Annotated in this window: 13 protein-coding genes and 1 pseudogene; 3 read left to right on the top strand and 11 right to left on the bottom strand. The window is 69.2% G+C overall.

From position 1 onward, the window contains the following. Positions 1 to 74: 74 nt before the first annotated feature. From K933_RS13940 to K933_RS13930, 3 genes are all read right to left on the bottom strand, one after another. A complete protein-coding gene (locus K933_RS13940; RefSeq protein WP_023395387.1) occupies positions 75 to 803 on the bottom strand; it encodes an SDR family NAD(P)-dependent oxidoreductase in 729 nt (242 codons plus the stop codon). 68 nt (positions 804 to 871) lie between these two features. Continuing rightward, entirely contained in the window at positions 872 to 1,468 is a 597-nt protein-coding gene (locus K933_RS13935; RefSeq protein WP_023395386.1) for an NUDIX hydrolase, read from the bottom strand. A gap of 93 nt (positions 1,469 to 1,561) precedes the next feature. Continuing rightward, positions 1,562 to 3,352 (bottom strand): Rieske (2Fe-2S) protein, encoded by a 1,791-nt coding sequence (locus tag K933_RS13930; protein WP_023395385.1) that lies wholly within the window; start codon positions 3,350 to 3,352, stop codon positions 1,562 to 1,564. A 116-nt stretch (positions 3,353 to 3,468) separates the two neighbouring features. Between K933_RS13930 and K933_RS13925 the strand changes: the two genes are divergently transcribed. Both K933_RS13925 and K933_RS13920 read left to right on the top strand, forming a co-directional pair. Beyond that, the gene (locus K933_RS13925; RefSeq protein WP_023395384.1) at positions 3,469 to 3,693 is read left to right on the top strand and encodes a hypothetical protein; all 225 of its coding nucleotides are present in this window, start codon (positions 3,469 to 3,471) and stop codon (positions 3,691 to 3,693) included. A 322-nt stretch (positions 3,694 to 4,015) separates the two neighbouring features. After that, entirely contained in the window at positions 4,016 to 4,996 is a 981-nt protein-coding gene (locus K933_RS13920; protein ID WP_152529838.1) for a hypothetical protein, read from the top strand. A 21-nt stretch (positions 4,997 to 5,017) separates the two neighbouring features. Here K933_RS13920 and K933_RS17530 read toward each other — a convergent pair. Both K933_RS17530 and carA read right to left on the bottom strand, forming a co-directional pair. Continuing rightward, positions 5,018 to 5,837 (bottom strand): annotated as a pseudogene (locus K933_RS17530) (IS5 family transposase). A gap of 144 nt (positions 5,838 to 5,981) precedes the next feature. Continuing rightward, entirely contained in the window at positions 5,982 to 7,046 is a 1,065-nt protein-coding gene (gene carA / locus K933_RS13910; protein WP_023395381.1) for a glutamine-hydrolyzing carbamoyl-phosphate synthase small subunit, read from the bottom strand. A gap of 96 nt (positions 7,047 to 7,142) precedes the next feature. Here carA and K933_RS13905 point away from each other — a divergent pair, with 96 nt between their 5' ends. Then, a complete protein-coding gene (locus K933_RS13905) occupies positions 7,143 to 7,556 on the top strand; it encodes an Lrp/AsnC family transcriptional regulator (RefSeq protein WP_023395380.1) in 414 nt (137 codons plus the stop codon). A gap of 120 nt (positions 7,557 to 7,676) precedes the next feature. On the opposite strand, the gene K933_RS13900 is transcribed toward K933_RS13905, so the two are convergent. The 6 genes from K933_RS13900 to K933_RS18450 all read right to left on the bottom strand — a co-directional run. Further along, the gene (locus K933_RS13900) at positions 7,677 to 8,405 is read right to left on the bottom strand and encodes an HAD family hydrolase (protein ID WP_023395379.1); all 729 of its coding nucleotides are present in this window, start codon (positions 8,403 to 8,405) and stop codon (positions 7,677 to 7,679) included. Between the two features lie 154 nt (positions 8,406 to 8,559). Next, entirely contained in the window at positions 8,560 to 8,931 is a 372-nt protein-coding gene (gene lwrS / locus K933_RS13895) for an LWR-salt protein (RefSeq protein ID WP_023395378.1), read from the bottom strand. A gap of 4 nt (positions 8,932 to 8,935) precedes the next feature. Continuing rightward, entirely contained in the window at positions 8,936 to 9,214 is a 279-nt protein-coding gene (locus tag K933_RS13890; protein ID WP_023395377.1) for a 4a-hydroxytetrahydrobiopterin dehydratase, read from the bottom strand. Positions 9,215 to 9,305: 91 nt separating this feature from the next. Beyond that, positions 9,306 to 10,217: a DUF7260 family protein gene (locus K933_RS18455; RefSeq protein WP_161631427.1), complete on the bottom strand. Its 912-nt coding sequence runs from the start codon at positions 10,215 to 10,217 to the stop codon at positions 9,306 to 9,308. Positions 10,218 to 10,351: 134 nt separating this feature from the next. Further along, entirely contained in the window at positions 10,352 to 11,668 is a 1,317-nt protein-coding gene (gene hemA, locus K933_RS13880) for a glutamyl-tRNA reductase (protein WP_023395375.1), read from the bottom strand. Then, on the bottom strand, positions 11,665 to 12,001 hold a 337-nt coding region (locus K933_RS18450; protein WP_023395374.1), incomplete at its 5' end, for a precorrin-2 dehydrogenase/sirohydrochlorin ferrochelatase family protein. The genes hemA and K933_RS18450, both read right to left, overlap by 4 nt.

Raw genomic sequence — 12,001 nt, 5'->3', positions numbered from 1 at the left:
CGGGGGTCGTCCCCGAGACGACCGCCGAAGCCCCCTCGCGTTCGACCCCTGCGATGCCCAACCAAGTGCGGGTGCTACCAGTCGATGGGCTCCCTGTCGCGCCAGACCCGCCCGCCCGGACCCGAACGGAACCGTGCGAGCCACAGCGGGGTCTCCGCACCCTCCTCCGGCGAGCGGTCCGCCTCCTCGCCGCCCATGTCGGTCCGAGTCCAGCCCGGGCAGACGGAGTTGGCGAGCAGTCCCTCGTCGCCGTACTCGCCGTGGAGGTACTTCGTGAGACCGTTGAGTCCGGTCTTCGTGACTCGGTAGGAGGGCGACCCGCCCGACTGCGGCTCCGAGAGCGCGCCCATCCCCGACGAGACGTTGACGATACGCGGCGTTTCCGTCCGGAGCAGTGGCGGGAGCGCGTACTTACACAACAGCATCGGCCCGCGGAGGTTCACGGAGATGGTCCGGTCGAGGTGGGCGGTCCGCTCCTCGTCGATCGGACCCTCGGAGTAGGCGACGCCCGCGTTGTTCACGAGGACGTCGAGCCGCCCCGCCTCGTCGCCGATCTCGTTGATCGCACTCTGGACGTCGCCCTCCTGTGAGACGTCGAGGGTGAGTTTCCGCCACGCGTCGGGCACGTCGTGGGTCACGCTGCGGACGCCCGCGAACACCGTCGCGCCGCGGGCGTCGAGGCCGCGCGCGATCTCGCGGCCGATCCCGCGGTTCGCGCCGGTGACGAGTGCGACCTGGCCGTTGAGGTCGTCGTACAGTTCGGGGTCGGGGGTGTCGTCGGTCCCGGGGTCTGAGTCGGGCACGCCCGCGCTTGGCGGGCGACCGACAACGGCGTTGCGTTTCGGTCCGGCGAGCGACCGGCAGCGTCGGGTCAGTCGAAGTCGCGACGCATCGCGATCTCGAACCACGGACAGAGCCTGAGCTGGCGGTACCACTCGGGGTGGTCGTGGAGGTGGTCGTACTCAGCCCACAGCAGCCCGCCGATCTCCGCCTCGTCGGGGTCGAGCGACGCGTCGTCAAGCGTCACCTTCAGCACCGAACACACCTCGTGTTCGAGCCCCGCGTTCTCGAAGTAGCGCCGGTACTCGAACTTGTCCGTCACCCGGAGGTCGTCGTACTGGTCGGGCGCGATCCCCAACTCCTCCTCCAGCCGCTGTCTGGTGGCCTGCTTTTGGGTCTGTCCCTCGACCGGGTGGGAGGCGACCGTCCCGTCCCAGTAGGTCGCCCACAGCCGCTTGGTCGGCGCGCGCTGGCCCAAGAGGAGCCGCCCCTCCGGCCCGAACACGAGACAGGTGAACGCCCGGTGGCGGACCCCCTCGCCCGTGTGCGCGTCGAGGCGGTTGACCGTCCCCTCGGGGTTGTCGTCGGCGTCGACCGCGATCACGTCCTGGAGCGCGTTCTCGTGTGCGGGCTCGCCGCCCGTCTCCCCCGCGGCGTCGGCGCCCGCGCCGGCGTCGTCCGTGCTCATGTTCCGTGGGTGTTCAGGTGGAACCAAGACGGCTTCGGTCCGCTCCGACCGTCGTCGGCCCGGCGAGAGTGGCGAACCCGGCCCGCGGGCGGCTCAGTCGTCGCCGGTCGCCACCTCGGCGTCGCTCCCGGCGTCGGCGCCGTGGACCCGCTCGCCGTCGAGCAGGCGCGCGGCGATGGAGAACGTCCCCTCGCGTTCGCGCCGGGTGGGGTAGTGCGCCGACAGGTAGCGCGCGGCGGCGACCAGCAGGTCCCGGCGCTCGGCGGCGTCCTCGCGGAGGTCGAACTGCCGACACGCCGCCTCGTACGCCTGGAACGTGTGGAACCCGGTGTCCTCGCGCACCAGCGCGCTCCCCAACTCCGCCTTCAGTCGCTCGGGGTCGCCCCCGCCGTCGAGGTAGTGGGCCGCGTGTGCGCCCGCGCGGTTGACCCGTCCCTGGGTCTCGAAGCAGGTGAGGAGTCCCTCCAACTCCTCGTCGGGGTCGGCGTCCGGGTCGGGCGACGGCTCGGGCGCGGGCGGCGTGTTGAGAAAGCGGTCGAGGTAGACGTTGACCGCGGCGTCGAACACGCCGCGGTAGAGCTCGGTCGTCTCGGTCCGCTGGGCCGCGCGGTGGACCGCGTTCGCGAACGTGAACGTGTGGTGGACCGTGTTCCAGTCGGAGAACTCGTTGTTGGTGGCGAACAGCGCGACCCGCCGACCGGCGGCGTACGCCACCGCGCGCGCGAGTTGCTCGACGGTCGCGCCGTCCTCGATGGCGCCTTCGAGCGCGTCGAACACCTCCTCGGGGTCCGCCGCGTGGAGGCGGTCGGTGAACCCGTCGGGCCGCTTCCACTCCTTCCCCTCGCCTTCGGCGACTAGGTCGTCGAGGCGGTCGAACGTCTCGTCGCACATCGCCGCGAGGTCGACCGGCTGGCGCCACGACGAGCGCTCCTCCGCGCGGTCGGCCGACGCCAGCCCGCGGACGAGCGACGCGAGCACGTCGGCGGCGGCCTCGTGGTCCCACCCGATCAGGTCGAGCGCCTCGGTCGCCTTGTTCACGTAGTCGAACGTGTGGCCCGTATCGAGATACCGGTGGTCGGTCGCCGCCGCCACCAGCATCCCCGTGAGCTGTTCGGGCGTCGCGCCCGCCGCGACGGCGGTGCGGAGCGTCCGCTCGGCGCCGTCGGCGTCGCGCACCTCGACGTTCTCGCGGAACCACGATTCGAGCCGCTCGAACGGCACGTCGCGTGCGGCGAACTCCTCCTGGTCGAACTTCGGCGGCTGGTCGGCGCAGTCGCTCGTCACCTCGGTCAGCCCCTGATACAGCGCGCGCTTTCTGTCCTCGTCGTCCAGGTCGTCCAGCCGGTTCGCCAGCGCGACGAGGATGGTCAGCCCGGAGCTCCACCCGCCCTCGCGGTAGCGCGTCCCGAAGAGGACGCCCGTCTCCACCGTCTCCGCGGGGTCGACGCCCACGTCTTGGAGCGCGACGGCGCTCTTGGCGAGGACGAGCCGGAGGTTCTGCTCCAACCCGTCGTCGAGTCGCTCCCGCCAGTGGACCGCCGGCGGGTCCGACCGCCGCGGCGTGGGGTTCACGTGGACGACCCCCTCGCGCACCTCCGTCGGGTAGGTGTCGACGTCGTCGGCCCACGGGTCGAACGTGTCCCCACAGGAGAGTTCGAACCGCGCGTGGTGCCAGTGACAGGTGAGCACGCCCTCGTCGACGCTCCCCTCCGTCAGCGGGAACCCCATGTGGGGACAGCGGTTGTTGACCGCGCGTATTTCCCCCTCGTGGTGGAACAGTGCGACGGGGACGCCCTCGACGGCGACGAGCGCCCGTCCCTCCGCCTCCAACTCCGCGAGCGGGACCGCCTCGTGGAACGCGTCCGATTCGGGTTCGGATGCCATGCGCGAGTGATCATCACGCACGATGAAGAACGTTCTCGGAACGCCGTTTCTGTAACGCAGATAACATCGTCTCGCGGACACTTACGCGCGCGGGGAGCGAACTCGGAGATACGGGAGTGGACGAAGCCAGCGCCCGGAAGGCCGTCGCGGGCGGGTCGAAACTGTGGGCGCTCCCGCTCGCGGCGCTCGCAGTCGTCGCCGTCGTCGCGCCGTTCCTCCTCGACGCCGACGCGTTCGGGATGATGTTCGGACTCGTGGTCGGCGGTGCGTTCGGCGTCGCCGCCCTCGCCGTCGCCTCCGACGCGACGCCCGACGGCCACCCGATCCGACGCGCCGGCTGACGGTAGTATCGAACGACCGGGATACGCCACACGTCGATAGCTAATCGGTCCGGTACCACTACGCCTCCCACCGCGAGCGAGACGGCTCTGCCGTCCCGCTCGCGGCATTTTGGCATGAACGGCTCTGTTGAAATTATCTTCTTCAGATATATTCTCATCTGAAACATCCGATCGATGAGAGATGTATATTGACCGCTCAGAGTGATCGGTCGATACTTTGAACGAGACATACAATAGTGAGTTCACGGAACTGTTTGTGCCAATATCGTGACTTGAGCTCTGGCCGTCCAACCCCAAGTTATATTATTGTCTTATTTATTAAGTGGAGTGTGAGTTTTTCGAGGATCGTACTAGCCGTAGACGTGCCGTCGTCACGACGGTACTCTCGCCGGCTAAGCTTATCTTCCTCGGTGAGACTGACGCTGGGGTGTATGTCGAATTCAGAGCCGCCGCGATGACGACCCACTCAGACGCCACCGACGGCTCCCCGGATCCCGATCCGCCGGGCGTTCGTGCGGGGCTTGTCGAGACCCATCGTGCGGTCAAACAGGTACTCTCGGACCGCGTTCTGCTGATCGAACTGCTCGTGATCTTCACTGTTCCGGTGGCAGTGACGGGGGGAGCCGTGGTCGGGCTCTCGCGGACCGAAATCTCGATCCCGTTGCTCCGGGAGGCTGTCGATCCGGAGGCGCTCGTGCTGTGGCAGCCGATGTTCACCCTCGCCGTTGCCGCGGGCGTCGAACTGGTCGCCCGTCAGAGTACGGGAGGGAACCGAACGTTCCGGGGAGCGCTCCGGCAAACGGGCTCGCGGTTGCGCCCCCTCGTGCTGTGGGGGGTGACGGCAGTCGTCGGACTTTCGGCTATCACACTCGTCGTCTTCATACTTGCCGAAGCGTTCCACGGCGGTCCGCTGGACGAGGAGCCGACCGGAATCGTGGCCCTTGTCGGCTCGACGTTCGGCTGGACCGTCGTGACCTTCTACGTCGTCCCTGTGATCGTCTTCGAGAACCGGGGGTTTGTTTCGAGCGTCCGGCGCGCCTTCGGACTGGCCTTCACCACGAAGGGTGCGGTCTTGGCGCTCCAAGCGCTCTGTTTCGGAGTTCTCGTCGTGCTCGGTCTCGCAACCTTTATCGGCGGCGCGATTATTTTCGTTGGCGTTCCCTCGTTGATTTTCGCCTTTTCGCTGGGTCTTGTAATGGTGGGGGTCGGAGTCGTCCTTGTCGCGCTGCCAGTCCTGCTAATCGGGATCACCTTCGCTGTCCACTGCGTGGCGCGATACCGTCTGTACGAACGGGCCGCCTGACCCAAGCCCTGTATTGACCGCTCAGAGTGATCGGTCGATGTTGTGACTGAGACAGGCGGTGGTGAGTTCACGGAACTGTTTCCACCATTGTCGTGAGCGGACGAACGCACCGTATTTTCGTTTGAGCGTTGAGTTGACAGTCTCGGATTGACTCCGTTGGCCGTAGAGATCAGTGTCTAAGCGTGCGTTCCATGCCTCATGAAGTGATGTAAACTCACGATGCTTGATCACTGGGCGAACCTCACGTTGACGGGCAAGCCGTCTGATCTTCTGGTCGTCATACCCCTTGTCACCGAGCAGAGTATCGATACTCTCGGGATTGCGCTTGATCAGCGACGGGGCGATCTGGCTATCGTGCTTTCGTGTCGTCGTCACGTGGACATCGAGGATTGCGTTCACCTCCGTATCGACCAGTAGCGTCACTTTAAGCTGCTGAATCGTGAGTTCAGCTCGTTTCGTGTAGTGTTTCGAGGCGTGACTGCGGTCGAATCCTGACGAATCAACTTCAACAACGCCGCTCGTCGGAAGTAGCGTTGCTGAGAGAGTCAATATAGTACGCCATACGTCCATATCAAGCCGGTTGAACGCCTTACAGAGGTTGATGGTGTAGGAAGTTCGGTTAGTCCAAGAAAACGGCGGATGCGTTACATTTCGATCAGTTCGTCAAGTAGCCCACGATAGGTCGTGTTCTTCCGAACTTTGAGACAGATCAAAACAACGTGCTGGGAAGTGTATAGCGATGCTTCGAGAACTTCGAGGGGTATCGAGAGACGGCTCGACGTGCCAGATGGATCGCCTTCTCGGTAAACCGGAGAATCTGCGACTTCGGGAGGGCCTTCATCTCGTGGAATTACAAGACGAACATGTAACTCTCTGAGGATTTCAACAAAGCCGCATGAACGGGTTTTGGCGGGGATCGACGAGCGAGCGCGGCGAAGCCGCGCGAGCGAGGAGGCCCCCGCGAAAAGAGGTTCGGGTTCGTCTGCTAGTCGGCGGTCACGGGCGAGTGGGTTCGCTCCGCGAGGTCGCGCACCTCGTCGAAGAAGCCCAGCGAGTCGTGCGGTCCCGGGTTCGCCTCGGGGTGGTACTGCCGGGTGATCACGCTCTCGTCGTCGCTCGCCAGCCCCTCGGCGGTGTCGTCGTTGACGTTCACCTGCGTCACGTCGAGGCTCCCGGGGTCGGCGACGGAGTAGCCGTGGTTCTGCGTCGTCATCACGACCTTGCCCGAGTCGAGGTCGCGGACGGGTTGGTTGACGCCGCGGTGGCCGAACGCCATCTTCTCGGTCTCGCCGCCGAACGCCCGCGCGACGATCTGCTGGCCGAGACAGATGCCCGCCAGCGGGAGTTCGCCCGCGAACGCCTCGACGAGCTCCTGTGCGGCCTCGAAGTTGGCGGGGTCGCCGGGGCCGTTCGAGACGAACAGCACGTCGGCGTCGACGGCCTCGACGTCGTCGACGGTGGCGTCGTACGGGAGGACGTGGACGTCCGCGCCGCGGTCGGCCAGCGACGAGGTGATCGACCCCTTCGCGCCGCAGTCGACCAGCGCGACGTCGAACTCGCCGCCGCCCTCGACCGTGTACGACTCGTCGGTCGACACCTGCTTGCCGATGTCGACGTGGTCGGACATCCCCTTGCAGGCGGCGAGTTCCTCCTCGGCGGCCTCGGGCGTGGCGTCGGGACCGGCGGCGATGCCGCACGCCATCGCCCCCTCCTCGCGGACCGAGGTGACGAGTTCGCGCGTGTCGAGGTGGTCGACCGCCGGGACGCCCTCGGCTTCGAGCCACGCGGCCACGTCGTCGGTCATCTCGCGGGCCACCGCGGCCGTGGGGTGGACCCGGTCCGACTCGAATCGCTCCTCTCGGACGCCGTAGTTCCCGATCAACGGGTAGGAGAACGTGAGGACCTGCTCCTCGTAGGAGGGGTCCGTCAGCGACTCCTCGTACCCCGTGTACGCGGTCGTGAACACCAGTTCACCACGTGTGCGGCCGGGCGCACGGGCGCGGGCCTCGAAGACCCGGCCGTCCGCCAGCGCGACGTAGGCGTCCGCCATTACGAGATACGCACGCGCCCGCCACCATAAGTGCGTCGTTCGAAGGTGAGTTACGAAATTCGTAATCGGTAAGGCACCGGGGCGTCACCACGGCGCATGGACGACCTCGACAGGCGCATCCTGAACCTGCTCCGACGGGACGCGCGCACCCCGTACACGGAGATCGCAGAACGGGTCGGGACGAGCGAGGGGACCGTACGCAATCGCGTCGACCGCATGACCGACGAGGGCGTGATCGAGCGGTTCACCATCAACACGCGCACGGGCAACGTGAAGGCGATGATCGAGATCTCCGTCGACATGAACGTCAACACCAGCGCGGTCTCGGAGGAGTTGGCGGAGTGGGAGGAGGTCGACTTCGTCTGGCAGGTCTCCGGCGAGGAGGACGTCGTGATGATCGTCGACGCCGTCGACACCCGCGCGGTGAACGAACTCATCACGCGCTCGCGCGAACTCCCGGAGGTCGAGGGGACGAAGACGCGGCTGATACTCGACGAGCGACTCGGCTGACGGAGTCGCGGGTCGCGTCGTCGCCGCTCGGTCGTCGGCGGTAGCTCCCCCTCGCGGACCGTGTCGACGAGGCGGGCCGACCGACCGGGAGCGTCGGTCCCGGTCGGTCGCGCGCCGGCGCTACGGCCGGTCGTCGGCCGCGTCGACGCCCGTCTCGCCGCCGTCGGTCGCGGCGGGTCCGCGCCCCGCCGGGACGTCGCCCGCCCGCGGGAGTTGGTCGAAGTCGGTCACGCGGTGGTCCGCGCGGACGCACCGCCCCCGCCGCTCGTAGCCGTGCCGCTCGACGTGGACCGCGTCGAGTCCCGCGTTCCACGCCGCTCCCACGTCGCTCGCGCCGTCGCCGAGGAGGACCCCGCGCCCGGCGGCCGGGTCGACCCCCATCGCCTCCATGGCGAGTTCGACCGGCCCGGGGTCGGGCTTCCACCCCGTCTCGTTCGAACAGCAGAGGACCGTGTCGAACCAGTCGCCCACGCCGAGGTGGTCGAGGACGGGACGCGCGAGGAACTCCGCACAGTGGGTGACGACGCCGACCGGCACGTCACGCCCGCGGAGCGAGCGGAGCAGCCGTGCCGCGTCGTCGTGGAGGTACGTCGCCTCCGCGCGCGACCGCGGATCCTCGACGGCGTGGAAGGCCGGCCAGAACTCCTCGGGGTCGACTCCCCACTCGCGGAGCAACGGGTCGCGCGCGCCCGTCAACCCGTGCCAGAGGAGTTCGGCCTGCCGGTCGGTGAACCGCCGGCCGAGCCTGTCGCCCACCCGGTCGAACACCTCGCGGGTGTACGCCCACTCCGCATCGACGACCGTGCCGTCGAGGTCGAACAGCCAGAAGTCGTACGCGTCGGGGACCATCACTTGGGGAACCTCCTACGGGACAGGGTGGGAAGTACCTTCCTCCCGTGTGCCCCGAGAACATATACCACGCGGCGGTACGTAGTAAGTATTCGGGTCGTACTGCGGTGCGCGACCGCGTAGCGGCCACCTACCCGTCGGGACGGGTCTCGGGTCACTCGCGGACGTGGATGGAGGAGCCGAAGTACTTGTGGAGCGCCTCGCGCGCCGAGTCGGCGCGGAACGCCGTCAGGTCGGCTTCCACCGCCGCTTCGAGCGCCTCGCGGTACTCGGGGTCGGTCTCGAACTCGCTGAACGTCGCCGACAGCACCTCCACCCCCTCCGGGAGGCGGTCGCGTATCAGGTCGCGCGCGTGGGTCGCGTCGTTCGCCTCCCCCCGCCAGAGCGCGTCGCGGAACAGCAGCCAGCCGTCGGTCCCGGGCCGCGGCGCCGGGAGCCTGACGGTGGTCTCGAACTCGTCGGGGTCCAACTCGACCCGCCGCGGCGAGAGGGTGAACCGGACCCGGAAGACGTACGCGGCGTCCACGGCGTCAGTCGGCGAGTTCGTCGAGCCGTTCGGCGAGGTCGATGTCGTCGTCGGTGACGCCGCCCGCCTCGTGGCTGGTCAGCGCGACCGTCACCTCCTCGTACTCGACGGTCAGCGTCGGGTGGTGGAACGCCTCCTGAGCGAGTCCGCCCGCGCCGGCGGCGAACCCGACTCCCTCCAGGTAGGAGTCGAACTCGTACGTCCGGACTACCTCGTCACCCTCGTAGCTCCACCCGTCGGGGAGTCGGTCGGCTATCTCGTCGTCGTCGAGTACGTCGGCCATACCGGGACGGACGCACCCGACCGGCAAAAGCGCTTCCCGCGCGTCCGCCGGCCGCCGAGTGGGAACGGCGACGCCGACCCGCGGCCGTCGCTCACCGCTTGCTCGCGGCGCTCGCGATCCGGTCGCGCGCGGCCGACAGCTCCACCAGCGCCTCCGTCGCCGCTCCGACGACGGGGTACGGCGACGAGAGGCAGCCGTAGAGGTACTCGTACCAGTGGGGCCGCTCCGACTCGCGGTCGTGGACGGTCGCCTGCCGGTCGCGGAGGAGCGCCTCGATACGCCTCTCGTGCCACTCGAGCCGCTCGTAGTCGGCCACCAGGTCGGTGTAGCTGGAGTAGTCGAGGTCGGTCTCGGTCACCTCGGCGGCGGCGTCGGCCGCCGGCGCGAGCACGTCGCTCGCGGCGTCGATGCCCGCCTCCTCGCGGTCGAGGTCCGCCAGCAGTTCTGCCCGCTCCTCGCGGGCGCGCTCGGCGCTCGCGACCAGCGTCGACCGTAGCTGTGGCGTGAGCGCGCCGCCCCCGACCATCGCGCCCGCGACGCCGTCGCCGAACTCGGCGGCGAGACTCTGGGGCAGCGACTCGTCGTACTCCTCCTCGTAGTGGGGCGTCGCCATCACCGTCTCCGCGTACGCCTCCCGGGCGTCCCCGAGGCTCGCGCCCTCGACGGCCGACCCGGCGGTCGCCAGCACCCCGCCGCCCGCCGAGGGCGGGTCGGGCGGGTGTGGCGTGTCCGGGTCGAGGCGGACCACGCGACGCCTGAACCGGTCGAACGCGTCGCGTTCGGCGCTGGTCCGGCTGCGTTCGGTCGAGACCGCCTCCTGCGCGTCCCGCAGCCGCACGAGGACCGCTCCCCCCAACAGCAGGAACGCCGCCGTGAGACAGAGCACCGCGACGCCGACGGCGACCCCCGGATACCCGCAGTCCGCGGCGCGACAGATCGACTCCACCCCCCGTTCGACGGGAGCCGTCGGCAGACTGGCGACCCCCATACTCGGATCTCTCATACACGCCTGTGCGACGCCCTACCACATCACCCTTTCCCTCCGGAGGGGAGTACTCGTTAAAAAAACCGCCGACCGGGTCGGCCGCGGGGACCGGGCCGCCGGCCGCGACCGGACTCGGTACGGGACGCGCCGCCTCAGTCGTCCGAGCGCTCGGAGACGCCGGCCGCCCCCTGTCCGCCGCTCGGGGCGTCGTCGGTCACCGACGGGCGGTCGAACTCGGGGTCGAACAGCTGCATCGCAGTGTGGATGGTGCTCCAGTCGTCCTCGGCGGCCGCCTCCCGGAGGCTCCGGGTCGGCGCCGCGAGCAGTTGGCCGACCAGCGCGTCCGCGAGTCCCTCGACCGTCTCCCGCTGTTCGGCCGTCAGCCCTCCCTGGGCGTCGAGTTTCGTCAGCGCCTCCTCGACCTCCCGGGCCTTGGTGCGCTCGGCCGACTCGTACATCGCCGAGATGGCCTCGTCGGCGCGCTTGCGCTTGAACGCCTCGAGCAGGCGGTCGAACTCCGCGTCGATCATCGACTCGACCGTCTCCGCCTCCGCGCGCCGGCGGGTGCGCGTCTCGGCGGTCACCGCCTCCAGCGCGTCGATGTCGTGGACCGTGACCGCGCCGTCGTCGGCCGCCGGGTCAACGTCGCGCGGCTGTCCCAGGTCGATACAGACCGTCTCGCCCGCGCCCGCGAGGTCGCCCGCGTCGAGGACGTAGCCGTCCGCGGCCGTCGCCGCGATCACCACGTCGGCCTCGTCGGTCGCCGCCGGCGCGGCGTCGAGACCGACCGCGACCGCGTCGGTGTCGAGGTCCGCGGCGACGTGTTCGGCGTGCGGGAGCGTCCGGTTGGCGAGGACGACCCGGTCGACCGGGCTGTCGTCGAGTTCCCGCGCCGCGAGCGCCCCCATCTCGCCCGCGCCGACCACGAGCGCGGTCGCACCCGCGAGCGTGGTCTCGCGGGCCGCCAGGTCGACCGCCGCCGACCCCAGCGAGAGCGACCCCTCGTTGATCGCGGTCTCGCTGCGCGCCCGCTCGCCGACGTGGACCGCCTTCATCACCGCCTCCTCCAACACCGGCCCGATGCCGCCCGCCGCGCGCGACTCCGAGAGCGCGCGCTTGACCTGTCCGAGGATCTGGTCCTCGCCGAGCACCAGCGACTCCAGCCCCGCGGCGACCCGCATCAGGTGCCGGAGCGACTCCTCGTGGTCGAGACGGACCACGGCGCCGTCGCGTACGTCGGGCGCGAACTCCGCGAGCGCCCGGCGGCCGGTGGCGGCGTCCTCGGTGACGACGTACGCCTCGACCCGGTTGCACGTCGACAGCGCGAACGCCTCGGTGACGCCGTCGCGTGCGCGCAACTCCGCGACCGTCTCGCGGACGGCGGCGCCGCCGCCGGCGGACTCGATCTCGGCGACGCTCGCGAGCGTGTGGCTCACGGTGACCCCCGAGATGACGCCCGCGTCGGTCATTCGATCGCCTCCATGACCCGTTCTGCCTCTCGGCGGCCCTTGGCGACGCCCTCTTGTAAACCCTTCCAAACCGCCGGGCTCTCGACGACGGTCCTGATCGCCGTACGGCGCTCCGATTCGGACAGCTCTCGTGCCCGTAAGTCCGTGCGTATCTCGCCCAGCAGGTCGGCCATCGCGCCCGCCCCCGAGAGGTCCGCCTCGATGGTCCGCCGGAGGTGTCTCGACAGCGCCGGCGCGGTGCCGCCGGTGGCGACCGCCGCCACCACGGGGTCGTCGCGGACCGTCGCCGGCACGACCACGCTCCCGGCGTCGCGCGCGCCCGCCTCGTCGGCG

The sequence above is a fragment of the Candidatus Halobonum tyrrellensis G22 genome, assembly GCF_000495475.1.
Classification (GTDB): Archaea; Halobacteriota; Halobacteria; order Halobacteriales; family Haloferacaceae; genus Halobonum; species Halobonum tyrrellense.
This window is presented reverse-complemented; position numbering and strand designations above follow the sequence as displayed.